General features: G+C 64.1%; 21 protein-coding genes. 11 read left to right on the top strand and 10 right to left on the bottom strand.

All coding sequences use genetic code 11. The features are described 5' to 3' along the window. Window positions 1-381 precede the first annotated feature (381 nt). Window positions 382-723: a DUF2853 family protein gene (locus ACO07D_RS07275; RefSeq protein ID WP_421702294.1), complete on the bottom strand. Its 342-nt coding sequence runs from the start codon at window positions 721-723 to the stop codon at window positions 382-384. Between the two features lie 248 nt (window positions 724-971). Here ACO07D_RS07275 and trpB point away from each other — a divergent pair, with 248 nt between their 5' ends. Further along, the gene (gene trpB, locus ACO07D_RS07270; RefSeq protein ID WP_421702293.1) at window positions 972-2177 is read left to right on the top strand and encodes a tryptophan synthase subunit beta; all 1206 of its coding nucleotides are present in this window, start codon (window positions 972-974) and stop codon (window positions 2175-2177) included. A gap of 52 nt (window positions 2178-2229) precedes the next feature. Here trpB and ACO07D_RS07265 read toward each other — a convergent pair whose 3' ends face one another. From ACO07D_RS07265 to ACO07D_RS07250, 4 genes are all read right to left on the bottom strand, one after another. Next, window positions 2230-2742, bottom strand: a complete 513-nt coding sequence (locus ACO07D_RS07265) for an outer membrane beta-barrel protein (RefSeq protein WP_421702292.1) — start codon at window positions 2740-2742, stop codon at window positions 2230-2232. Window positions 2743-3078: 336 nt separating this feature from the next. Beyond that, the gene (locus ACO07D_RS07260; protein ID WP_421702291.1) at window positions 3079-3819 is read right to left on the bottom strand and encodes an extensin family protein; all 741 of its coding nucleotides are present in this window, start codon (window positions 3817-3819) and stop codon (window positions 3079-3081) included. Window positions 3820-3826: 7 nt separating this feature from the next. Beyond that, a complete protein-coding gene (gene ahcY, locus ACO07D_RS07255; protein ID WP_421702290.1) occupies window positions 3827-5212 on the bottom strand; it encodes an adenosylhomocysteinase in 1386 nt (461 codons plus the stop codon). Between the two features lie 79 nt (window positions 5213-5291). Beyond that, the gene (locus ACO07D_RS07250; protein WP_421702289.1) at window positions 5292-5609 is read right to left on the bottom strand and encodes a hypothetical protein; all 318 of its coding nucleotides are present in this window, start codon (window positions 5607-5609) and stop codon (window positions 5292-5294) included. A 246-nt stretch (window positions 5610-5855) separates the two neighbouring features. On the opposite strand from ACO07D_RS07250, the gene ACO07D_RS07245 reads away from it, so the two are divergent. The 3 genes from ACO07D_RS07245 to ACO07D_RS07235 are packed head-to-tail and all read left to right on the top strand — an operon-like array spanning window position 5856 to window position 7936. Next, window positions 5856-6815, top strand: coding sequence for a glycosyltransferase family 8 protein (locus ACO07D_RS07245; RefSeq protein WP_421702288.1), 960 nt, complete (start codon window positions 5856-5858; stop codon window positions 6813-6815). Window positions 6816-6860: 45 nt separating this feature from the next. Further along, on the top strand, window positions 6861-7454 hold the full coding sequence (locus ACO07D_RS07240; protein ID WP_421702287.1) for an HD domain-containing protein: 594 nt from the start codon (window positions 6861-6863) through the stop codon (window positions 7452-7454). Continuing rightward, entirely contained in the window at window positions 7451-7936 is a 486-nt protein-coding gene (locus tag ACO07D_RS07235) for a GNAT family N-acetyltransferase (protein WP_421702286.1), read from the top strand. The genes ACO07D_RS07240 and ACO07D_RS07235 overlap by 4 nt, the downstream gene beginning before the upstream one ends. Here the strand turns inward: ACO07D_RS07235 and ACO07D_RS07230 are convergent. The 5 genes from ACO07D_RS07230 to ACO07D_RS07210 form a co-directional block, all read right to left on the bottom strand. Next, the gene (locus ACO07D_RS07230) at window positions 7933-8802 is read right to left on the bottom strand and encodes a LysR family transcriptional regulator (protein WP_421702285.1); all 870 of its coding nucleotides are present in this window, start codon (window positions 8800-8802) and stop codon (window positions 7933-7935) included. The two genes, ACO07D_RS07235 and ACO07D_RS07230, sit on opposite strands and share 4 nt — an antisense overlap. 214 nt (window positions 8803-9016) lie before the next feature. Beyond that, a complete protein-coding gene (locus tag ACO07D_RS07225; RefSeq protein ID WP_421702284.1) occupies window positions 9017-9520 on the bottom strand; it encodes a hypothetical protein in 504 nt (167 codons plus the stop codon). Continuing rightward, the gene (locus ACO07D_RS07220; RefSeq protein WP_421702283.1) at window positions 9517-9849 is read right to left on the bottom strand and encodes a hypothetical protein; all 333 of its coding nucleotides are present in this window, start codon (window positions 9847-9849) and stop codon (window positions 9517-9519) included. The genes ACO07D_RS07225 and ACO07D_RS07220 overlap by 4 nt, the downstream gene beginning before the upstream one ends. After that, entirely contained in the window at window positions 9846-10400 is a 555-nt protein-coding gene (locus ACO07D_RS07215) for an ActR/PrrA/RegA family redox response regulator transcription factor (RefSeq protein WP_421702282.1), read from the bottom strand. The genes ACO07D_RS07220 and ACO07D_RS07215 overlap by 4 nt, the downstream gene beginning before the upstream one ends. A gap of 94 nt (window positions 10401-10494) precedes the next feature. Further along, entirely contained in the window at window positions 10495-11121 is a 627-nt protein-coding gene (locus ACO07D_RS07210; RefSeq protein WP_421702281.1) for an SCO family protein, read from the bottom strand. A gap of 105 nt (window positions 11122-11226) precedes the next feature. Here ACO07D_RS07210 and regB point away from each other — a divergent pair, with 105 nt between their 5' ends. From regB to addA, 7 genes are all read left to right on the top strand, one after another. Continuing rightward, window positions 11227-12609, top strand: a complete 1383-nt coding sequence (gene regB / locus ACO07D_RS07205; protein WP_421702280.1) for a sensor histidine kinase RegB — start codon at window positions 11227-11229, stop codon at window positions 12607-12609. A gap of 98 nt (window positions 12610-12707) precedes the next feature. Then, complete coding sequence (locus ACO07D_RS07200) at window positions 12708-14285, top strand: PAS-domain containing protein (RefSeq protein WP_421702279.1); 1578 nt, start codon at window positions 12708-12710, stop codon at window positions 14283-14285. 60 nt (window positions 14286-14345) lie between these two features. After that, complete coding sequence (tsaE, locus tag ACO07D_RS07195) at window positions 14346-14819, top strand: tRNA (adenosine(37)-N6)-threonylcarbamoyltransferase complex ATPase subunit type 1 TsaE (RefSeq protein ID WP_421702278.1); 474 nt, start codon at window positions 14346-14348, stop codon at window positions 14817-14819. After that, on the top strand, window positions 14812-15810 hold the full coding sequence (locus ACO07D_RS07190; RefSeq protein ID WP_421702277.1) for an aminoglycoside phosphotransferase family protein: 999 nt from the start codon (window positions 14812-14814) through the stop codon (window positions 15808-15810). Before tsaE ends, ACO07D_RS07190 begins: the two co-directional genes overlap by 8 nt. Continuing rightward, window positions 15786-16460 carry a nucleotidyltransferase family protein gene (locus ACO07D_RS07185; RefSeq protein WP_421702276.1) on the top strand — a complete coding sequence of 225 codons (675 nt, stop codon included), beginning with the start codon at window positions 15786-15788 and terminating at the stop codon, window positions 16458-16460. Before ACO07D_RS07190 ends, ACO07D_RS07185 begins: the two co-directional genes overlap by 25 nt. Next, window positions 16453-19395, top strand: coding sequence for a double-strand break repair protein AddB (gene addB / locus ACO07D_RS07180; RefSeq protein ID WP_421702275.1), 2943 nt, complete (start codon window positions 16453-16455; stop codon window positions 19393-19395). Before ACO07D_RS07185 ends, addB begins: the two co-directional genes overlap by 8 nt. Next, the gene (addA, locus tag ACO07D_RS07175; RefSeq protein WP_421702274.1) at window positions 19392-22754 is read left to right on the top strand and encodes a double-strand break repair helicase AddA; all 3363 of its coding nucleotides are present in this window, start codon (window positions 19392-19394) and stop codon (window positions 22752-22754) included. Before addB ends, addA begins: the two co-directional genes overlap by 4 nt. Window positions 22755-22776: the final 22 nt, after the last annotated feature.

Here is a 22776-nt window from a genome sequence, read left to right as displayed (position 1 = left end):
CATACTGCCTCGCAAAACGCGAACAGGGAGAGAAACATGGGACTTATCAGCGTGATCGTGGCTGCCATCGCGGCCTATGCCTTCGGCGCCATCTGGTACATGGCGCTGTTCTGAAGAAAAAAGAAGGGGTCCGACCCCTCGGACCCCTTCTTCCACCCCACGTGCTCCCTCAGCACCGCACGTGTCTCTGAAATTTCGGGTCCGACCGTCCTGGCCTTCAACTAGAAGCTAGGCAAAAGACCTGAGTCGGGCAAGCCTGTTTCCCCGCAAAATTCGTTCAAATACAGCACGTTATCGGAAAGCTCGTATTAACCAAACAAAAGGGGCGCGCGAAACCCGCACGCCCCTGAATTCCTTGGAACTTCTGGCAAACCAGCCGGATCAGCCGTACACGGCTTCCTTGCCGAAATGCTTGACCAGCATGTAATAGACCACCGCGCGGTACTTGTTGCGCTCGGACCGGCCGTAGGTTTCGATCACCGCGTTGATCGCATCCATCAGCTGCGGCCCGTCGTTCAGCCCCAGTTTCTTGATCAGGAAGTTGTTCTTGACCGTCTCCAGCTCCCCTTCCTGGGTCGCGGCAACGGTCGACGCGTCGTCATTGTAGATCGCCGGACCACAGCCGATCGTGACCTTGGTCAGCAGGTCCATGTCGGGGCTCATCCCGCATTTGTTCTTCAGATCGTCGGCATATTTGGCGATCAGATCGTCACGTTTTCCCATATCAAACTCCTGAGTTGCAAAACCGGGACCCACCATGCGCCGAGCCCCCACCGGCGACAGGTTAGGGGCAACACGGGCGATCACAAAGGAAAAGATTGCCGCGCTTTTCCCCGTCACCCACCTGACCCGACGTCAAGTTTTGCGCAAGATTCTTGCAAAACCGTCCATGCGGTCGAAACTTTCCTCTTGAGCCTCGGGCGGATTCCCTGTCAGATCGCCCGGAAGAACACGCAGAGGGACTGACCGGTATGGGCTATTTGAAATCCACCCCGAACAAGGACGGCTATTTCGGCGACTACGGGGGCGCGATGCTGCCGCCGCCGCTGGAGCCGCATTTCAAGGAAATCCGCGAGGCCTATGAGCGCATCTCGAAATCGGCCGATTACATCGCCGAGCTGCGCCACATCCGCAAGCATTTCCAGGGCCGCCCGACGCCGGTTTCGTATTTCAAGAACCTGTCCGATCTGGTCGGTGGCGCCCGCATCTATGCCAAGCGTGAAGACCTGAACCACACCGGCGCCCACAAGCTGAATCACTGCATGGCCGAGGGTCTCTTGGCCAAGTTCATGGGCAAGAAGAAGTTGATGGCGGAAACCGGTGCCGGCCAGCACGGCGTGGCCCTGGCCACTGCCGCGGCCTATTTCGGTCTGGAATGTGAGATCCACATGGGTGAGATCGACATCGCCAAGGAAGCGCCGAACGTGACCCGCATGAAGCTGCTGGGCGCCACCGTGGTGCCTGTGGGCTTCGGCGGTCGCTCGCTGAAAGAGGCCGTGGACAGCTGTTTCGGCAGCTACATCGAACAGGCCGACACCGCGCTGTTCGCGATCGGGTCGGTCGTGGGCCCGCACCCCTTCCCGATGATGGTGCGCGACTTCCAGCACGTGGTCGGCGTCGAGGCGCGCGAGCAGTTCCTGGAAATGACCGGCGAGCTGCCCGACATGGTCGCCGCCTGTGTCGGCGGGGGATCGAACGCGATGGGCCTGTTCTCGGGCTTCATCGATGACGAAGACGTGTCGCTGCACGGGGTCGAGCCGATGGGCACCTCGTCGAAACTGGGCGAACACGCCGCGACGATCACTTTCGGCGAAGATGGCGACATCCACGGCTTCCGCACCATGGTGCTGAAGGATGAACAGGGCGAACCCGCCCCGGTGCACACGGTTGCCTCGGGCCTGGATTACCCGGGCGTTGGTCCGGAACACGCCCACCTCTACCGCACCGGCAAGGCGAATTATTCTGCCTGCGACGACAAGGAAGCGCTGGCCGCTTTCTACGCGCTGTCGCGTCACGAAGGCATCATCCCCGCGCTCGAAAGCGCCCATGCGGTCGCCTTCGCCATGCGCGAGGCGCCCAAGAACCCGGGCAAGTCGATCCTGATCAACCTGTCGGGCCGTGGCGACAAGGACATCGATTACGTGACTGAAAACTTCGGGTTCGGCGAGAACCTCTAAGCAAAAAAGGGGGCCAGAACGGCCCCCTTTTTCTTTGCGGATCTGAGTGCGGTCAGAACTTCAAACCGATGCGCAGATCCAGATTGTTCGACGAGGCATTGCCGCCACCGGGCAGGTCGTCATAACGGTTGTGGCTCAGCTCACCACCGATGAACATGTTGTCGGTCAGCATATGGTCATAGCCGACACCGACCAGATACCCGTCGGTCGAACCGCCGGTTGAGACATCGGCATGCAGATAGCCCACGGTGCCGTAGATCAGCCCCTGGCCAAGCGTGACACCATAACGGCCCTTCAGTTCGAACTGGTCCCGCAGATCGCCGCCACCGGTCAGGGTCTTATTCGGATCGGAATAGCTCAGCTCGACCCCGGCAACGGAACCGCCCAGGTCGAAGTTGTACCCGGCAAAGGCGCCAAGGGAGCTGTCGGAGCCCCCGACCAGACCGGAGTCGCTATCCGCGATCCCGCCTTGCAGACCCCCGTAGAAGCCGGTCCAGTCCTGCGCCTGAGCTGCCATCGGCAGGCTGCAGATCGCGACAAATGCGGCTGCGGTAAGTGTCTTCATCTTCTCTCTCCTCGTGAATTCTCACTGTCGGATTATGTCGTGAGGCCGGTTTTCCGCCGCCCTCGTGCATCAGAGGTAGGGACGTGACAGCGCCTCCGCAATTGTCGGAAACCCGCCGAAACCGTTCACTATAGCGTGTTCTCGCCGACCTACGCGCGAAGCTTCGCCGGTTTCTCGCCTCGCGCGCGAATGTGATCCACTGCGCGCTTGAAATGCCAAAAAACGAGCCTTTGGCTCCGGCGTGATCCCCTCAAACCCACAATGAAAGCCCTACGCGGTATTGGTGGCAAAGCCGCCGCACGCTTCCTCATGGGCAACCCGCGCGGCCAAATCACCCTAGCGGCAGAAGCCCCAGCCGGTGTTCTGCATGTGAAAATGATCCGCGTGCAGGCGGTTGTAATCGGGGCCCAGGACCAGGCGGAACCAGGTGCAGGATCCCTTCCAGATCTGGCGCAGAAAGGCGGCCTCGGGCCCGTCACCCTGCCAATCGGCCAACAGGGTCAGGCGCCGCCCGTCCGCCAGGCGCATGCCGGTGATGTCGATCCCGTCAGCGGTGGCATGGCTGCTCCAGGCGTCAGTCGAGCCCCGTATCTTGCGGCAGTTGTAGCTGCCGATCTGCAGAAGCTCGGACACCTCCGTCCCCAGCAACTCGCGGGCGGCGGGTTGCACCACGTGATGTTCCCACAGGGTCAGCCGCAGGGCAGTGGCGCAGCGGGTCTCGACAGGCTCTATTCCGGCCGAGGTCAACCCGGTCAGCCGCCCACGCCCGGCAATGCCGCAGTTCTCATTGACCACCAGATCGTCGAGATGGCTGAACGCCACACCGGCCTGATCCAGCACCGCACGGCAGGTCGCCTCATCGGCCACGGCACGCATCAGCTGCAGCTTGGTAACCGGCGTCACCGGCGCGGTGACCACCAGATCCTTGCGCGGGTTCCAATGGTCGGGCAGCGGGCTGTTCGGCAGCCCGACCAGCCACCAACCACCCCCAGCCAGCGCGGCCAGAACCGTGAGGGTCCAAAAAGCGGAAAACGCCGCCCGTCGGATGAACGGGCGGCGTTTCTTCTCATCCGTCATCTGCGGATCAGTAACGGTAGTGCTCGGGCTTATAGGGTCCTTCCGGAGTCACACCGATATAGGACGCCTGGTCCTCGCTCAACGTGGTCAGCTTGACGCCGATCCGCCCCAGGTGCAGGCGCGCGACCTTCTCATCCAGGTGCTTGGGCAGGATGTAGACGTCGTTGTTGTATTCGTCACCCTTGGTGAACAGTTCGATCTGAGCCAGCACCTGGTTGGTGAACGAGGCCGACATCACGAAGGATGGGTGGCCGGTGGCATTGCCCAGGTTCAGCAGGCGGCCTTCGGACAGCAGGATCAGACGGGCGCCCGAGGGCATCTCGATCATGTCCACCTGGTCCTTGATGTTGGTCCACTTGTGGTTCTTCAGATGGGCAACCTGGATCTCGTTGTCGAAGTGGCCGATGTTGCCGACGATGGCCATGTCCTTCATCGCGCGCATGTGCTCGATGCGGATCACGTCCTTGTTGCCGGTGGTGGTGATGAAGATATCGGCGCTATCCACCGCATCTTCCAGGGTCACAACCTCGAACCCGTCCATGGCGGCCTGCAGGGCGCAGATCGGGTCGACTTCGGTCACCTTCACACGGGCACCGGCGCCGCGCAGCGAAGCGGCCGAGCCCTTGCCCACGTCGCCATAGCCGCAGACCACGGCGGTCTTGCCCGCCATCATCGTGTCGGTGGCGCGGCGGATGCCGTCGACCAGCGATTCCTTGCAGCCGTATTTGTTGTCGAATTTCGACTTGGTGACCGAGTCGTTCACGTTGATCGCCGGGAAGGGCAGCTGGCCCTGTTTCACCAGGTCATACAGGCGGTGCACGCCGGTGGTGGTCTCTTCCGACACGCCCTTGATCGCATCGCGGGTCTTGGTGAACCAGCCCGGGCTTTCAGCCATGCGCTTGGCGATCTGCTTGTGGATCACCTCTTCCTCTTCCGAACCGGGCACGCCCAGGTCTTCACCGGCCTCGGCGCGGGCGCCCAGCAGGACATACAGCGTCGCATCGCCGCCATCGTCCAGGATCATATTCGGCCCTTCCGGGAACAAGAACGAGCGGTCCAGGTAATCCCAGTGCTCTTCCAGCGACTGGCCTTTAATGGCGAAGACCGGCGTACCACCCGCAGCGATCGCGGCGGCGGCGTGGTCCTGGGTCGAGAAGATGTTGCACGACGCCCAGCGCACATCGGCGCCCAGCGCGACCAGGGTCTCGATCAGAACGGCGGTCTGGATCGTCATATGCAGCGAGCCGACAATGCGCGCGCCCTTCAGCGGTTTGCTGTCGCCATATTCGGCGCGCAGCGCCATCAGGCCGGGCATTTCGGTTTCGGCGATATCCAGCTCCTTGCGGCCGAACTCGGCCAGGCTGATATCCTTGACGATGTAATCCTGGGTCACGGGAAACTCCATCACGTGTTTCGTGTTGGAGGCGCCATAACACCCGGAGGGTTAACAGGCAATGGACCCGAGGGGATTGTTACCCCGCAATGCCGGGATCGGCGACGGGTTGCGCAGGCATTTCACCGTGCCAGTTTTCGCCGGCGGCCAGAATGCAGCTGGTGCCGTTGGCCTGGGTCAGGAGGATGGTAAAGCTTCCCGTCTCGGGGCTGGACCACACTTCCAGAAGCTGGGTCGCACCGGACAGGCCACCGCCGACAAGGGCTTCCTTGTAGCCGTTTTCCAGTTTTTCGATGACGATATCACGCGGCCCGCAGGCCGGGGTCGCATTGGCGGCCGGGGGGGCCAGGGACGCGGCGCCGAACACGAGGGCCGCACTCAGAATACGCTTGAACATGACGGTTCCTTTCCGTTTTACCGGACAGGCTGCCACTTCATTCGCATTATTGTTTCCTCGCCTCAAAGACTTCTTGCGTGGCAGCTTGCCCGCGTCTGCTTGATTGCTTCAATATATATGGGAATTGTGGCAAGAATGTGCCGAACACACCCACCCACCTTTGCGTGAAGCGGGTGACCTTCGTATCAACGCGTTGAAAATAAATGGCAAAATCTGCCATCACAGCTCTGTGTAGGACACTGTAACATGACCGAAGTGACGGACAATCAGCCCGCGCAACATCGCCATTGCGTGCTGATGGCCTGTGATGCGGGCTACTATCCCTTTGCCACGCTGCTGGCCAGCCAGATCGCCCAGGCCTTCCCCGCCCGCAACTTCGACATCTGCATCCTGTCGCACCAGGACCTGCCGAAGCTGCCGCTTTGCGACGCGCTCAATCTGCGCATGTTGCGCTTCGACATGCCCGAGGATTGGCAGGTTCTGGCGACCGACAAGAAGATCACCCTGGCCGCCTATCAGCGCGTGGTCGCCCCGCGCCTTCTGGCCGCGGATTACGACCGGATCCTCTATCTGGACTCCGACATCATCTATGAACGCGGGGACATTGCCGCCCTGCTGGCCCTGGACCTGGGCGGGCGCCCGGTGGCAGCGGTGCGCAACAATTCGCAGATCCGCAAGCCAAACCGTTACCAACCCGAATACAAGGCCGCGGGCCTGCCTCATGCGCCCTACTTCAACTCGGGCGTCATGCTGATCGACGTGTCCGCCTATCTGGAGCAGGAGATCGAGGCCAAGACCATGGATTTTGCCCGCACCGACAACGAGGTCATGCGGCGCAAACATGATCAGAGCGCCCTGAACCTGGCGCTGCATGACAACTGGGCCGAGCTTGGGCCGGTCTGGAACTGGCCCAGCTTCCACCGCTTCTTCTTCTTTACCCATTTCATCGACCCGTGCCTGGTGCATTTCATGAGCTCCCGCAAACCCTGGCGCGACACCAACGGGATTTATGCCGCCCGTCACGTGGCCATCTACACACGCCACCTGCAGGAGCACTTCCCCGAGCTTGCCGCCCAAATGCCCGACCGTCCGCCAATGGGCAGCCGACGCTGGACCTGGATCGCGCTCTACCTGTTGCACGCAATCGACTTCCGTCGCATGGGTCGGTACATTTCGGGCTTCACCTCGGACTTGCAGCTGAAGTAAACCGCCCCGTGAACCGGTCCAGCGAACCAGAGGAAGGTCAACAAGATGCCGACGAAACCACGGGCATGGCAAAGGATGCTATCGGGGCGTCGGTTGGACCTTCTGGACCCAACCCCGATGGATATCGAGGTCGAAGACATCGCCCACGGTCTGGCCTTCGTGGCGCGCTGGAATGGGCAGACCTATGGCGACTACCCCTATTCCGTGGCCGAGCATTCCTTGCTGGTCGAGGAAATCTACACCCGCATGTATCCCAAGGCGCCGGTGAAATGGCGCCTGGCCGCGCTGCTGCATGACGCGCCGGAATATGTGATCGGCGACATGATCTCGCCGGTCAAAGCCGCCGTCGGGCCGGGCTATGGCGAGCTGGACGTGCGCCTGACCGCCGCGATCCACATCCGCTTCGGTCTGCCTGCGCAGCTGCCTGTCACGATCAAGAAGGCGATTAAACGCGCCGACCGGGTCTCCGCCTGGCTAGAGGCCACGCAGATCGCAGGCTTTGACGTGCCGGAGAGCAACAAGTTCTTCGGTCGCCCCAATCCCGAGGTGATCAAGGGGCTCGAAATCACCCTGCGTCCCCCGGTCGAAGTGCGCCGCGACTTTACCGCGCGCCACGCAGAGTTGTTGGCACAGCTATGACCCTGCATATCCGCCCCGCCGGTCGCCTGGACTGCCGCGCCATGGCCGAGCTGTTGAACCAGATTATCACGCGCGGCGGCACCACGGCACTGACCACGCCCGTGACAGGTGACGAGCTGTCAGGCTGGATGATCAGCAGCGGCAACGCCGCCTGGCATGTGGCCGAGACGGACGCTGGCGAGCTGCTGGGCTTCCAATGGATCGCACCCAATCCGGACCTGCCGCCCGAGGCCTGCGACATCGCCACCTTCGTTCAGGTCGGCCAGACAGGGTTGGGCATCGGCTCCCGCCTGTTCGACGCCACCCGCAAGGCCGCCAAGACCCTGGGCTACGCCTGGATCAACGCCACGATCCGCGCCGACAACACCGGCGGGCTGGCCTATTACCAAAGCCGCGGGTTCGAGGATTACAAACGCCTGCCTCAGGTCACACTGGGCGACGGCACGGTGGTCGCGAAGGCCTGCAAACGCTACGAGCTCTAGGCCACGCTTTTCAGCCAGTCGATCAGCAGCTTGACCCGTGGGGACACCCCACCTTCGGGGGTGACGATGTAATAGCCAAGCTCACTGGGGGCCGCCTGATGCAACAGCACCAGATTGCCCGACTTCAGGTCGCTTTCCACCAGCGCGTGGGCCTGCATTGCCACGCCCAACCCGGCGCGCACGGCAGACAAGACCATGGTGTTGATCGGAAAGGGCGTCACGTCCGAAAAGCTCAGATCCAGCCCGGCGGCCTCGGCCCAGAGCCGGGTTTCGTCCCAACCTTCCTCAACATACCAGGGCAGGGTCGCCAGAGCGGACAGATCATCCGTGTCCACCCCTTCCAAGATATCAGGCCGCCCGACCACGACGAAATTCGCCGGGACCAGCATCTGCGCCTCGACCCCCGGCCAATCGCCACGCCCGAAACGCAGGCCCAGGTCATAGCCGTCGCGCACCAGGTCTGACACGCCCTGATGCGGGATCAGCGCGATTGGCAGGTCGGGATGCGCGGTGCGAAACCCGCCCAGACGCGGCATCAACCAGTTCTCCGCAAAGGAGGGCGTCAGCGTAACCTGGATCGGCCGCCCGCCCCGTGCCTGACGCAGCTCACGCACCCCGGCGGCGATCTGGCCGAACCCCTGCGACAGGGCGGCGGCCAGGCGCTGACCCTCTTCGGTCAACTCCATCCCGCTGCCCGCACGCCGCGCCAGGCTTTCGCCGAATTCCGCCTCCAACCCCCGCACATGCTGGGCCACGGCGGCATGGGTCACGTTCAGCTCCCGCGCGGCGGCGGAAAACGAGCCCAATCGCGCCATGGCTTCAAATGCGCGCAGGGCAGAAAGCGAAGGGATGTCGCGCCAATCCATATGTTAGCTCCACTTACAATCTGGAAATCATACTGATTGGACTATTCGCGCAAAACAAGGCTTTCTGGGGTCAGACCAGAGAAAAGGAACAAGCCCATGTTTCAGATTATCGCCAACAGCCTGACCATCGCCAGCCGGACCGACGCCGCGAAACCCTGCCTCCCGCGCGAGGCCGACTTGCCGCGCCTGAATGTACCGCTGGGTTGGGGCAGCCTCAGGGCTCAAAATCACCGGGTTCACCGTCCGACGCCCCGAGTGACCGGGGCCCCGTGTACGCCTTGACCAACGGCTTGCCGTTGAACGTGTGGGTGCAGCAAGCGCAGAATGGTTCGAACGTAGTGTGATTGATCCCTGGGTCCACCACGGCCAACCGCCCCGCTGCATCCACATAAAGCCCGCTGTAATAGGTACTTTCGCCCGAGCGCATGACCGGTCGCCTGTCCGCTTCCTTCAGCGCGACCATGTAAAAGATCGGTGCGGAGTCATCGAGACGGCTGACCGCCTCGGCATGGACCGCATCCCAATTCTCGCCCACCTTGGACAGCAGAAACTTGTAAAGCGGCGTATAGTCCCGCCCCTGGCGGCGCGTTGAGTGCATAGACTCCTCGCCACCTGCGGCTCGCATGTCCCGCGCCTCGCCATGCAGGTCCTCCCGATGCACCTTGTAGGTGCGCCGGTTCACCTTGCGCCAGAGCGGTTTCTTCTGCCCCCGGCTCATGCACAGACCTGCCCGGCCTTGGCCTCACCCTGACGCCAGCCGACAAAACGGTGATCCGAAAAGGTCAGCACCAGGTCGCCCTCAGGACCACGCCAGGCCAGCTGTTGCACGATCCCCTGCGGGCAGGCGCCCAGCGCAACGGTGCGGTGCGCGCCCAATGACCGGTCCAATGCGGGGATGACACCCGAGGGCGCGCGACCGAAATCGACGCGCAGGCCCGATGGGCGGACCTCAAGCCCGCCCGGATCGGGATGAAAGGTAACGCTGGGCGCGGGCGGTTCAGGCGTGCAGGCGGCCAGCGCCAGCAGCACGACCGCCCGTCTGATCACTTCGGCGACCGTTTCGCCAGGATGCGCTGCAACGTGCGGCGGTGCATGTTCAGGCGTCGCGCGGTTTCCGACACGTTGCGATCACACAGCTCATAGACCCGCTGGATATGCTCCCAACGCACGCGGTCGGCGGACATCGGGTTTTCCGGCGGCGGCGGCAGCTCGTCACCCTTCGCCAGCAGCGCATTGGTGATGTCATTGGCGTCGGCAGGCTTGGACAGATAGTCGGTCGCCCCGGCCTTCACCGCAGCCACCGCAGTGGCAATCGCACCATAGCCGGTCAGCACCACAATCCGGCAATCGGGCCGTTTCTCGCGCAGCACCTCGACCACGTCGAGCCCGGTGCCGTCCTCCAACCGCAGATCGACCACGGCAAAGGCGGGTGGGCGCGCCGTGGCGATTGCCTTGCCCCCTGCGACCGATCCTGCGGTTTCCACCTCGAAACCACGCTTCTCCATCGCGCGGGCGAGACGGCGCAGAAACGGCTCGTCATCATCCACCAACAGGAGCGTTTTGTCTTCGCCGATATCCTGCATCTCGCGGTCCGTCATGGACTCCCCCCAGATCCTGTTCGCATATTCACTTTGTCTTATGCTTTTGAGACTGAAGGGTCAATTTATACCGGCGTTGCCTGTGGCGCATGTGTCACTGTTTTGCCGCGTCAAGGAAACATCCAACCCGATCCGCCATCTCTTCCGGCGTATCACCGCGCTTGAAGAACTCCATGAACCCATGTTCCGGCAGCACGAAATAGGAGAAGGTCGAATGATCGACGAGATAAAACTCGTCGTCCGACTCTTCCTGCTTGCGGTAATAGGTCTTGTAAGCTTGGCTGGCTGCCTTGACCTGCTCCGGCGTGCCGGTAACCCCGATCAGGTCGGGATGCATGAAATCGGTGAAATCTGCCAGGCGCTCGGGCGTGTCGCGTTCCGGGTCCACCGAATAGAACACCGGCTGCACGTCATAGCCACGCTCCAGCAACAGATCCACCGCCTCGGCATTGCGCAGGTTGTCCATCGGGCAGACATCGGGGCAGAAGGTATAGCCGAAGTAGAGGATCGTCGGTTTGGTGATGATATCCGCGTCCGTCACCTGGCGCCCGGTCTCGTCCACCCCTTCGAACGGGCCACCGATCGAGGCGACACCGGTGCCAACCGACGAGGCGCGGCACTGGGCGAACTGGTCCTCGGCCCCGCCACGCGTTACGAACCAGGTCGCGCCCAACAGGGCAGCCACGGCCACGGTCGAGACGATTGCGATACTGCGAGCCATGAGGTCCTCCGGCAATAAATCCTATCCGATTGATCCGATACACTGGCGCGACTAACAAGGGAACAGGATGACGCATCACGATTTCTTGCCAAGGACCACTTCCCAATGGCCGACCTGACCCCCCGCGATCTGTTCCAGGAAGAACCGAGCACCCGCTGGCTACGCCTGAACACACTTGTCACCCTACGCTGGGTCGCCGTGGCCGGGCAGGTGATCGCCATTACCGTGGCGCAATATGCCTTTTCTCTCGACACTCACCTGGGCCTGATTGCCTTCGTCATCGGGTTGTCGATCATCGCCAATCTGATTTCCATCGTCGTCTACCCACAGGGCACCCGGCTGAACGAGATCCAGGCGATGATGATGCTTCTCTTCGACCTGGGGCAGCTGACGCTTCTGCTCTATCTGACCGGCGGGTTGCACAACCCGTTTGCCATGCTGCTGGTGGTGCCGGTCACCGTGGCTGCCATGGCCCTGTCCACCCGCGCAACCGTTTTGGTTGGTGCGGTGACCGTGACCCTGACCAGCTTCGTCGGCATCACCCACATCCCCCTGCGCAACACGCTGGGCGTGGCCCTGCGCGTGCCGGATGTCTTCGTGCTGGGCTACTGGGTGGCCATCGTCATCGCCGTGGGTTTCGTTGCGCTTTATACCCGCCGCGTCTCGACCGAGATGCAGTCGATGTCCCAGGCGCTGCTGGCCACGCAGATGGCCCTGGCCCGCGAACAGAAACTGACCGATCTGGGCGGTGTGGTCGCGGCTTACGCGCATGAGCTGGGCACGCCGCTGGCGACGATCAAGCTGGTGGGCGGCGAACTGGCCGAAGAGCTGGAAGGCGAGCTGCGCGAGGACGCCCAGCTGATCAGCGAACAGGCGGACCGCTGCCGCGACATCCTGCAATCCATGGGCCGGGCGGGCAAGGACGACCTGCACCTGCGCCAAGCCCCGCTGGGCGCCGTGTTGGACGAGGCCGCCGAGCCTCACCTGGGTCGCGGCACGGAGATCTTGGTCGAAATATCCGACCCGCTCGACCAGCCCGTCATCCTGCGTCGGCCCGAGATCATCCACGGGCTGCGCAACATGATCCAGAACGCGGTCGATTTCGCCGCCACCTCGGTCTGGGTCGAGGCCACCTGGACCGACCGCGCCATCACCGTGCGCATCATCGACGACGGGCGCGGCTTTGCACCGCATCTGATCGGGCGCATCGGCGACCCCTTCCTGAGGCGCCGCAAAATGCCCTCGGACAATGGCGAACGACCGGGATACGAGGGCATGGGGCTGGGCATGTTCATCGCCAAGACCTTGCTGGAACGCACTGGCGCGGAACTCAGCTTTGCCAATGGGGCCGAGCCCTATACCGGCCGCACCCGCCCCGGTCAGAAGGCCGGCGCCATCGCCGAGGTTACCTGGAAGCGTGGTGCGGAAGGTATTGAAGTAAAAGAGAAAAGTACGGCCCTTGGGGAAAACACCCGGTTCCAGGCTTGAGCTGTCCACAAGGTTATCCACGAGTGTTAAAGCCTCGTTAACCTTCCTACCCTTAAGGTTAACTCCGCAGAAACCTTGATTCTTCGGGGACAGCCGAGATGTCAAACTCACTCATGGCCCTGGCGCTGGTCGCCACTTCCTTCGTGATCGCCCTTGCGGTGCTTTTGTCCTTCGCCCTTCTGGCGCGGGGCAGGCGGCACAGCCTGCTCTCCTATAAACAGGCCGAAGAAAGCGCCGTGGTATTCCTGTTTGAAGGGGAACACCTGGTCGATGCCAGCCGCGAAGGCGAAGCGCTTTTGTCCTCCGGTCACCGCACCGGCACAGAATGGGCGCATCTGTCCGGCCTTCTGCAACCGCGTTTCCCCGGCCTGCGCGACTGGATCCGCGATCTGGCCGACATGGGCGAGATGAGCTTGCCCTCCGCCGATGGCACCAGCCGCATTGACGCCGAATGGCATCATGGCGTGGCCCGGATCACCCTGGTCGATGCCGAAACCGCCGAAGGCCAGGTCGAACTGGACCGCCACGCGCTGACCGCCATGCGCCATGAGCTCGATACCTTGCGCGCCACCGCCGAACACGTACCCTACATGGTCTGGCGCGAAAGCGAGGATGGGCTGATCACCTGGGCCAACCGTGCCTACCTGGACATGGCGGAGGCGATGGAACCCTCGGACGACACCCCGCCCTGGCCGCCACGCGCCATCTTCGACCGCCCGCGCCTGGCTGCGGTCGAAGATCGCAATGCGGACGAGCCGCGCCGCGTGGCGCTGAGCCTGCCGGGCGATGACACCCGCCACTGGTTCGATATCCACCAGGAACAGCTGGGCGAGGAAACCCTGTTCACCGCCGCCCCCGCCGACAAGGTCGTGCGCGCCGAAACTTCGCTGTCGGAATTCGTTACGACGCTCACCAAGACCTTCGCTCACCTGCCGATCGGCCTCGCGATCTTCGACCGCGACCGCAAGCTGGCCCTGTTCAACCCGGCCCTGACCGACCTGACCGCCCTGCCGATCACCTTCCTGGTCGCCAAACCCTCACTCTTCGCCTTCCTCGACAGCCTGCGCGAAAAGCGCATGATGCCCGAGCCCAAGGATTACAAATCCTGGCGCCAGCAAATGTCCGAGCTGGAGGCCCAGGCCGTCGATGGCACTTACGAAGAAACCTGGGCCCTGCCCACCGGCCAGACCTACCGCGTCACCGGCCGCCCCCATCCCGACGGCGCAGTCGCCTTCCTGTTCGAGGATATTACTGCCGAGATCTCGCTCACCCGCCGCTTCCGCAGCGAGCTCGAAATGGGCCAATCCGCGCTGGATTGCCTGGATGAAGCGGTGGCCGTCTTCCGCCCTGGCTCCGGTGTGCTGGCCATGTCAAACAACGCCTATGCCGAGATATGGGGCAATGACCCCTCGACCAGCTTCGAGGACATGACCATTACCGAAGCCTCGATCAACTGGCAGCGCCTGTCGATGCCGACACCGGTCTGGGACAAGCTGCGCCGTTTTGTCGTCAGCCCGGGCGATCGCGAGGAATGGACCGCCTCGGTCACCCTTAAGGACGGGCGCGTGGTCGATTGCCGCTTTGCGCCGATGGCCCGCGGCGCCACCTTGGCCGCCTTCCGCATCGCCGAAGCCAAGCCCGAGGAATTGCGCCCGATGATCGCCGCGCAGGGGTGATCGAGGGCAATCCGCCAGTCCGCGCTTGCGGGCCGGGCGCGGGGCGTTAAAACTCCCCGCATGGACCTGACCCACCGATTTACCTCCCCCGAGGACACCACCCGTTTTGCCGCCGCCCTCGCCCCCACCCTGGGGCCGGGCGACGTGCTGCTTCTGTCCGGGGGCATCGGCGCCGGCAAGACTCATTTCGCCCGCAGCCTGATCCAAACCCGCCTGGCCGCCGCCGACTTGGTCGAGGACGTGCCTTCCCCCACCTTTACCCTGGTCCAGACCTATGACGATGGGGTGGGAGAGGTCTGGCACGCCGACCTCTACCGCCTGACCCATCCCGACGAGGTTGAGGAACTGGGCCTGATCGACGCCTTTTCCGACGCAATCTGCCTGGTCGAATGGCCCGACCGGTTGGGCGACCTGACCCCCGAAAATGCCGTTTCGCTGGCCCTGTCGACCACCGACACACTCGGCGAGCGCATCCTGATCGCCACCGGCCCCGCCGCCTGGATCACCCGGTTGGAGGCCGCGCTGAATGGCTGACCGCGTCGCACTGATCACCGACTTCCTGACACGCGCCGGGTGGGGCAACGCCAAACGCGCGCCGCTGGCCGGCGACGCCTCCGCCCGCTGTTATGAACGCCTGACCCGGGGCGCTGACATTGCCGTGCTGATGGACGCTCCCGGCGGCGATATCCGCCCGTTCACCCGCGTTGCCCGCCACCTGTCCGGCCTCGACCTGTCCGCGCCGGAGATCCTTGCCGAAGACACCACCAACGGATTGCTCCTGCTCGAAGATTTCGGCGATGCGCTCTACGCCCGCCTGGTGGAGGCCGCCCCCTCCTGCGAAGAGGCGCTGTATGTCGAGGCGGTCGAGGTGCTGATCGCCCTGCACAGCCACCCCGCCCCCGCCTGGGCACCGGATTTCGGCCCGGCCACCATGACCGAGGCCATCGCTCCCGCCTGGGACTGGTATGCGAAAGGCATCACCGGCAGCACCGCCGGGCAGGAAGCGGCCCAGGCCGAATTGGGCACCCTGCTGGCCGAGACCGCCTCCGACCCGGTCCTGATCCTGCGCGACTACCACGCCGAAAACCTGTTCTGGCTGCCGGATCGCGACGGCACCGCCCGCGTCGGGCTGATCGACTTCCAGGACGCGCTGGCGGGCCCGCGTGCCTATGACCTCATTTCGCTGACCGAAGACGCGCGCCGCGACGTGGACCCGGCCCTGGCAGACCGATTGATCGCCCACTATGCCACTCGCACCGGCCAGCACGCCGAGACCTTCCGTCTGGCCGCCGCCACCTGCGCCGCCCAGCGCAATCTGCGCATCCTCGGCATCTTCGCGCGGCTCTCGCTGCATTTCGGCAAGCCCCACTACATCGACTTGATCCCACGGGTCTGGGGTCTGTTGCAGCGCGACTTGGAACACCCGCGCCTCGCCCGGTTGCGCGAATGTTGCCACCTGCCCGAACCCACCCCCGACAACCTGCAAATCCTGAGGGACAAATGCGGCACCATCCCGACGCTGTAATGCTTTTCGCCGCCGGGTTCGGCACACGCATGGGGGCCCTGACCGCCGCCACGCCGAAACCCCTGCTGCATGTTGCCGACCGCCCCCTGATCGACCATGCGCTGGATCTGACCCACGGGCTGCATGTGGTGGCCAACACGCATTACCTACCCGATCAGTTGGAGGCGCACCTGGCGCCGAAAGGCGTGACCCTGTCCCACGAGCCCAGGATCCTCGAAACCGGCGGGGGCTTGCGCGCCGCCCTGCCGCTCTTGGGCGAGGGGCCGGTCTTTACCCTGAACTCCGACGCCATCTGGACCGGAGCGAATCCGCTAACCGCTCTTGCGCAGGCTTGGGACCCCGACCGGATGGACGCGCTCCTCATGCTCATTCCCCGCGAAAGCGCGCGGGGCCACACGGGCAAGGGCGATTTCCTGCCCGACACCCAGGGCCGCCTTTCCCGCGGCCCCGGCCTGATCTACTCTGGCGCCCAGATTGTAAAAACCGATTTGCTGCATGAGGTCGAAGACGACGTGTTTTCCCTGAATATCCTGTGGGATCGCATGATGGACGCCGGGCGCCTCTACGGCATCGCCCATACAGGCGCCTGGTGCGACGTGGGCCGCCCCGATGGTATTGCGGTTGCCGAGGCGATGCTCGCCAATGACTGAACCTGTGTTTGAGCCCAGCGAAAAACCCCGCGTCTTCGCCCAGGACCCCGGCGTCGATTTCCCCGCTGCGGTTGTCGAAGGCCTGATCGAGCGCTTCAAGGATCAACCGCCCGAAGCCCTCGCCCGGGTCGAACTCTACGTCAACACCGCCCGGATGCAGCGCCGCATCCGAACCCTGTTCGATGACGGCCCCGCCCGGCTTCTTCCCCGCATCCGCCTGGTCACCGACCTCGCGCGTGATCCCACCGCTGCCGATATCCCACCCGCCGTTTCGCCCCTGCGTCGTCGGCTGGAACTGGCGGGTTGGATCACTCGACTTTTGGACGCGCAACCCGACCTCGCCCCCCGCGCAGCGATCTATGACCTCGCCGACAGCCTGGCCAAGCTGATGGACGAGATGCAGGGCGAAGGCGTTTCTCCTGACGCGATTCGCGCGCTGGATGTATCCGACCAATCCGGTCACTGGGCACGCAGCCTGACCTTCATCTCGGCAGTCGATCGCTTCTTCGGCCCGGACAGCGGCGAGGCCCCGGACGGCGAGGCCCGCCAGCGCCTGGTGATCGAGCGGCTGGCGAAACGGTGGACAGAAAACCCGCCCAGCCACCCGGTCATCGTCGCGGGTTCCACCGGGTCGCGCGGCGCCACCGGCCTCTTCATGCAAGCCGTCGCGAAACTGCCCCAAGGCGCCCTGATCCTGCCTGGTTTCGACCCTAACCTGCCCGAAAACACCTGGGATCAACTCGACGACGCGCTCTCGGCCGAGGACCATCCGCAATACCGCTACGCCCATCTGATGCGACTGTTGAACCTACGGCCCGATGACATACGCCCCTGGATCGACATCCAGCCGCCCAGCCCCACCCGCAATCGCCTGGTGTCCCTCGCCATGCGGCCCGCGCCGGTCACGGATCAATGGCAGGTCGAAGGCCCCGCCTTCCGGGGCGTGACCGACGCCACGCAGAACATGACGCTGATCGAGGCCCCCTCGCCCCGCGCCGAGGCCTCCGCCATCGCCACCGCCCTGCGCAAGGCCGCCGAGGACGGGCGCACCGCCGCGCTGATCACACCGGACCGGGCTTTGACCCGTCAGGTCACCGCTGCGCTGGACCGCTGGGGCATTACCCCGGACGACAGCGCCGGGCGCCCGCTGCCCCTGACCGCGCCCGGCCGTTTCCTGCGCCATGTCGCGGATCTGTTCGGCCAACGCCTGACCGCGCCTGCGCTGCTGACCTTGCTGAAACACCCGCTGACCAACAGGGGCAGCGGCGCGCGTGGCGATCACCTGCGCCACACTCGCGACCTGGAGCTGGAGCTTCTGCGCCAGGGCCTGCCCTTCCCGACCCCCGCCGACCTGAACCACTGGGCCGCGCAAAAGAACGACCGTCCGGCCTGGGCCACCTGGGTGGGGCAAATGCTCTGCGGCCACGACACCGTCACCACGCGCAGCCTTACCGATCACATCACCCATCACCTCGCCCTGGCCGAGGCGCTGTCTGCCGGGCCCGACACCGAAGGCTCCGGTGCCCTGTGGGAGGAACAGCCAGGCCGTGAAGCCCAGCGCATGGTCAGCCAACTGAACCGCGAGGCGGAACATGGGGGTGACTTCACCCCGTCGGACTATCGCGACCTGTTCCAGGCCGTGCTGAACACCGGCATGGTGCGCGACGCGATCACGCCACATCCGAACATCATGATCTGGGGCACCCTCGAAGCCCGCGTGCAGGGCGCCGACCTCGTCATCCTGGCCGGTCTGAACGACGGCACCTGGCCGGAATTGCCCGCCGCCGACCCCTGGATGAACCGCAAGATGCGCCATGATGCAAGGCTGTTGCTGCCTGAACGGCGCGTGGGCCTGTCCGCCCACGATTTCCAACAGGCGATCGGCGCAAGCGAAGTCATCCTGACCCGCGCAATTCGCGATGCGGAAAGCGAAACCGTGCCCTCGCGCTGGATCAACCGCCTGACCAACCTTCTGGCGGGCATGTCCGCCGAGGGCAAACAGGCGCTGGAAGACATGCGCACGCGCGGCGCCGAATGGCTGGCGCTCGCCCAAGCCATCGAGGCGCCAACAGTCTCTATTCCGCCCGAAAAACGCCCCTCTCCGCGCCCACCGCTTTCCCATCGCCCCACCCAGCTCAGCGTCACGCGCATCGCCAAGCTGATCCGCGACCCCTATGCGATCTACGCCGAACGCATCCTTGGTCTGAAGCCGCTGCAATCCCTGCACCAGACACCCGACGCCCCCCTGCGCGGCACGGTTCTGCACGCGGTGCTGGAGCGCTTCATCAATGAACGCACCGGCGAGGCTGACCGCGAGACTCTCATGAATATCGCCGCCGAGGTGCTGGAAAACGAGGCCCCCTGGCCCGCCACCCGCGCGCTGTGGCTGGCGAAACTTGACCGCGTCGCCGACTGGTTCCTGGCGCAAGAGGCCGGGCGCCGCGATTGGTCCCGCAACCTCGCCAACGAGGTGCAGGCGAAACAACGCTTTGACGCGGTCAACTTTACCCTCACCGGTTACGCCGACCGGATCGACGAGGCCAATGACGGCACGCTGGTCATCTATGACTACAAGACCGGCAACCCGCCCACAGCCGACATGCAGAAGCATTTCGACAAGCAGCTCTTGTTGGAGGCGGTGATTGCCGAACAGGGCGGCTTTGCCAAACTTGGCCCGCGCATCGTCTCGCAGGTTGCCTATATCGGGCTGGGTTCAACGCCGAAACTGGTCTCTATTCCGCTGGAACAGGACGAAATCACTGCCGTGGCCGAGGAGTTCGAGACCCTGATCCGCGCCTATCAAGATCTCGCGCAGGGCTATACCTCGCGCCGTGCCGTGCACAAGCAGCGGTTCGACGGCGACCATGATCACCTTGCCCGGTTCGGCGAATGGGATGACAGCCAGGAGCCCGAACCGCAGGAGGTCGGCCCATGATCCGCAATGACGCAAGCCTGGCCCAGGTCACCGCCGCCGATCCACACAGCTCGACCTGGCTTGCGGCCAACGCAGGGTCGGGCAAGACACGCGTGCTGACCGACCGGGTCGCGCGGTTGCTGTTGGGAGGCGTGAACCCGCAGAACATCCTCTGCCTGACCTACACCAAGGCCGCAGCCTCCGAGATGCAGAACCGCCTGTTCGCCCGCCTTGGCGATTGGGCGATGAAAAGCGATGCGGATCTGACCGATGCGCTGGTTGATTTGGGTGTTGATGACGCCGCCGACCTGTCCCGCGCGCGCCGCCTGTTTGCCCGCGCAATCGAAACGCCGGGCGGGTTGAAGATCCAGACAATTCACAGCTTCTGTTCGTCTCTACTCCGCCGGTTTCCGCTGGAATCGGGTGTATCGCCGCAGTTCACCGAGATGGACGAACGCGCTGCCGGACTGCTGCAATCCGAGCTGGTCGAGGAAATGGCCGACGGCCCCGACTGCGGCCTGGTGGCCGACCTGGCACGCTATTACACCGGCGAGGATTTCGCCGGGCTGACGGCCCAGATCGTGCGCAATCGCGACGGGTTCACCGGCGCAGATCGACCCACGGTCTGGTCCTGGTTCGGTCTGGACCCGGCGTTTGACGAGGCCCAACTGGCCGCCCAGGCCTTCGCCCCCGGCGACGGCGCCGTACTGGACGCACTGGTCCCGCTGCTCGCAACCGGATCTAAGACCGAGGTCACGGCAGCCACGAAACTCGCCGCGCTCGACACGGCGCACCTGACCGTGTCCGACCTTGCCATTCTGGAAGGCGTCTTCCTGACCGGCGCCAGTGCCAAGGAACCGTTCTCTGCCAAGATCGGCAGCTTTCCCACCAAAGGGCTGCGCGAAGGCGCCGCCGCCGGGTTGATGCCCAAGCTCGAAGGGCTCATGGCCCGGATCGAAGACGCGCGACCGCTTCGAAACAGTCTCTATTCCGCCCAAAAAACGCTGGCCCTGCATAGTTTCGCCCAGCGCTTCATCGACCTTTACGAGACCCGCAAACTGACCCTCGGCTGGCTCGATTTTGACGATCTGATCCGCAAGGCCGGCGCGCTGTTGTCCGATCCGGCGGTGGCGACCTGGGTGCTTTATCGTCTGGACGGTGGCATTGATCACATCCTTGTCGACGAGGCTCAGGACACCAGCCCGACACAGTGGCAGGTGATCGAACGACTGGCAGCGGAGTTCACCAGCGGTGAGGGTGCGAAATCCGGCGAGGAGCGCACGATCTTTGTCGTCGGCGACCCGAAACAGTCGATCTATTCCTTCCAGGGCGCCGAGCCCGCCGAGTTCACCCGGATGCGCGACAAGTTCCGGGGCGAGCTTCAGCAGATCGAGCAACCGTTTCAGGCGATGCAGCTGGAATACTCCTTCCGCTCGTCCCCCGCCGTGCTGGAACTGGTCGATCATACGCTGGCCGAACAGGACGGGCTGGGCGAAAGCTTCCTGCATCGCGCCTTCTTTGAGGGCAAACCCGGCCGTGTGGACCTCTGGCCCGTGGTCGAAAAGGTCGAGCACAAGGAAGACCGGGACTGGTTTGATCCCGTCGACCGGCCCAACCCGCAGGACCACCTATCCACCCTCGCCCGCGCCATTGCCTCCGATATCGCCGGGAAGCTGAAAACAGGCTCTATTACGTCAGAAAAGGGCGAAAGTCGACCGATTGAACCCCGGGACATCATGGTCCTGGTGCGCCGTCGTTCGCCCCTTTTCTTTGCCATCATCGGCGCCTGCAAGGAGCTCGGCCTGCCCATCGCCGGCGCCGACCTGTTGCGCATTGGTGGCGAGCTGGCGGTGAAGGACTTGGTTGCGCTCCTGTCTTTCCTCGCCACGCCGGAAGATGACCTGTCGCTGGCTGCCGCGCTGCGTTCGCCCCTGTTTGGGTGGAGCGAACAGCAGCTGTATGCCCTGGCCCAGGGGCGCGGGAAGGTACCGCTCTGGCGCAGGCTCGAGGAGAACGCCGAGGCCCACGCCCAAACCCACGCCATCCTGCGCGACCTGCGCGACCAGGCGGATTTCCTGCGCCCCTATGACCTGCTGGAGCGGGTGCTGATCCGCCATGACGGGCGGCGCAACCTGCTGGCGCGCCTGGGCGGCGAGGCGGAAGACGGGATCGACGCGCTCCTGTCCCAGGCCCTGGCCTATGAGCGGTTGCAGGTGCCCAGCCTGACCGGTTTCCTGATCTGGATGGAGGCCGAAGAGGTCACGATCAAGCGTCAGGTTGATTCAGCCTCGAACCAGGTGCGGGTGATGACCGTGCATGGCTCCAAGGGGCTGGAGGCGACCATTGTCTACCTGCCCGACACGACCAAACCGGTCTGGCAAGACCGCGACGAGATTGTCGAGGTTGACGGGCATCTCTGGTGGAAACCGCCTGCCGCCCAGCGCCCCGAAGCCCTGGCGACGGTGATGGACGGCCGCAAAGCGCAGGATCGCGAGGAATGGGTACGGCTGCTTTACGTTGCCATGACCCGGGCAGAGCAATGGCTGATCGTTGCTGCTGCAGGCGACGTGGGCAAGACCGCCGAGGACAGCTGGTATGGTTTGGTTGACGCCGGTCTGGATCGGGCCGGAGCCATCAAGGCAGATTCTCCGACCGGCACTGGCAAACGGTTCGAAACGGGCACTTGGGTCCCGCGTCCAGAGGCCACCGCTTTGCCGCCGCAACAGGCTCCAACCCCGCCGAACTGGACCCGAACCTCTGCCCCACACAGACCCGTCGCGACCCTCGAAACCCTCGCCCCGTCCGATTTGGGAGGTGCCAAGGTAATGCCCGGCACGGTGGGCGATGGCGATACCGAGGCGGCGATGAAACGAGGCAGCCAGATCCACCTGTTGTTGGAACACCTGCCGCTGCACCCCGAAACCGACTGGCCGGACCTGGCCGCGCGCATCCTGGGCACGGGGGAGCTGGCCGCCGAAACCGCCGAGTTGCCCGACCTGCTCTCCGAGGTCACGGGCGTCCTGAAAGCGCCGGACCTGGTCGCGCTCTTTGCCCCGGACACCCTCGCCGAGGTCGAGCTGACCGCCCCCATCGGCGGCAAGCGCTTGCACGGCACCATTGACCGGTTGGTGGTGACGCCGGAGCGCGTCTTGGCGGTGGACTTCAAGACAAATACCCTGGTGCCCAACACACCCACCGACACGCCGGAAGGCCTTTTGCGCCAGATGGGCGCCTATCGGGCGGCGCTGGTGCAGATATTCCCGGACCGTGAGGTCGACACCGCGATCCTCTGGACCCGGACAGCAAAACTGATGCCTTTGGAAAACGATCTCGTGATGCGCACATTTGGTCGCCTTGACGGGACAGGCAACCATACCTAGGTTCACGCCCAACGCCGTATTA

The sequence above is a fragment of the Aliiroseovarius sp. genome (genome assembly GCF_965228805.1).
In the GTDB taxonomy this organism is placed as follows: Bacteria; Pseudomonadota; Alphaproteobacteria; order Rhodobacterales; family Rhodobacteraceae; genus JASBTN01.
Note: the sequence above shows the minus strand (reverse complement) of the source record. Positions and strands in the feature narration are given on the sequence as shown.

What these genes read in the sequence shown, in the direction of transcription:
- ACO07D_RS07230 (WP_421702285.1), bottom strand. Translation starts at nt 8,802, where the DNA reads ATGGATTGGCGCGACATCCCTTCGCTTTCTGCCCTGCGCGCATTTGAA.
- trpB (WP_421702293.1), top strand. Translation starts at nt 972, where the DNA reads ATGGGCTATTTGAAATCCACCCCGAACAAGGACGGCTATTTCGGCGAC.
- ACO07D_RS07190 (WP_421702277.1), top strand. Translation starts at nt 14,812, where the DNA reads ATGGCTGACCGCGTCGCACTGATCACCGACTTCCTGACACGCGCCGGG.
- ACO07D_RS07240 (WP_421702287.1), top strand. Translation starts at nt 6,861, where the DNA reads ATGCCGACGAAACCACGGGCATGGCAAAGGATGCTATCGGGGCGTCGG.
- ACO07D_RS07200 (WP_421702279.1), top strand. Translation starts at nt 12,708, where the DNA reads ATGTCAAACTCACTCATGGCCCTGGCGCTGGTCGCCACTTCCTTCGTG.
- addB (WP_421702275.1), top strand. Translation starts at nt 16,453, where the DNA reads ATGACTGAACCTGTGTTTGAGCCCAGCGAAAAACCCCGCGTCTTCGCC.
- ACO07D_RS07235 (WP_421702286.1), top strand. Translation starts at nt 7,451, where the DNA reads ATGACCCTGCATATCCGCCCCGCCGGTCGCCTGGACTGCCGCGCCATG.
- ACO07D_RS07260 (WP_421702291.1), bottom strand. Translation starts at nt 3,819, where the DNA reads ATGACGGATGAGAAGAAACGCCGCCCGTTCATCCGACGGGCGGCGTTT.
- addA (WP_421702274.1), top strand. Translation starts at nt 19,392, where the DNA reads ATGATCCGCAATGACGCAAGCCTGGCCCAGGTCACCGCCGCCGATCCA.
- regB (WP_421702280.1), top strand. Translation starts at nt 11,227, where the DNA reads ATGGCCGACCTGACCCCCCGCGATCTGTTCCAGGAAGAACCGAGCACC.
- ACO07D_RS07225 (WP_421702284.1), bottom strand. Translation starts at nt 9,520, where the DNA reads ATGAGCCGGGGGCAGAAGAAACCGCTCTGGCGCAAGGTGAACCGGCGC.
- tsaE (WP_421702278.1), top strand. Translation starts at nt 14,346, where the DNA reads ATGGACCTGACCCACCGATTTACCTCCCCCGAGGACACCACCCGTTTT.
- ACO07D_RS07210 (WP_421702281.1), bottom strand. Translation starts at nt 11,121, where the DNA reads ATGGCTCGCAGTATCGCAATCGTCTCGACCGTGGCCGTGGCTGCCCTG.
- ACO07D_RS07265 (WP_421702292.1), bottom strand. Translation starts at nt 2,742, where the DNA reads ATGAAGACACTTACCGCAGCCGCATTTGTCGCGATCTGCAGCCTGCCG.
- ACO07D_RS07245 (WP_421702288.1), top strand. Translation starts at nt 5,856, where the DNA reads ATGACCGAAGTGACGGACAATCAGCCCGCGCAACATCGCCATTGCGTG.
- ACO07D_RS07185 (WP_421702276.1), top strand. Translation starts at nt 15,786, where the DNA reads ATGCGGCACCATCCCGACGCTGTAATGCTTTTCGCCGCCGGGTTCGGC.
- ACO07D_RS07275 (WP_421702294.1), bottom strand. Translation starts at nt 723, where the DNA reads ATGGGAAAACGTGACGATCTGATCGCCAAATATGCCGACGATCTGAAG.
- ACO07D_RS07215 (WP_421702282.1), bottom strand. Translation starts at nt 10,400, where the DNA reads ATGACGGACCGCGAGATGCAGGATATCGGCGAAGACAAAACGCTCCTG.
- ACO07D_RS07250 (WP_421702289.1), bottom strand. Translation starts at nt 5,609, where the DNA reads ATGTTCAAGCGTATTCTGAGTGCGGCCCTCGTGTTCGGCGCCGCGTCC.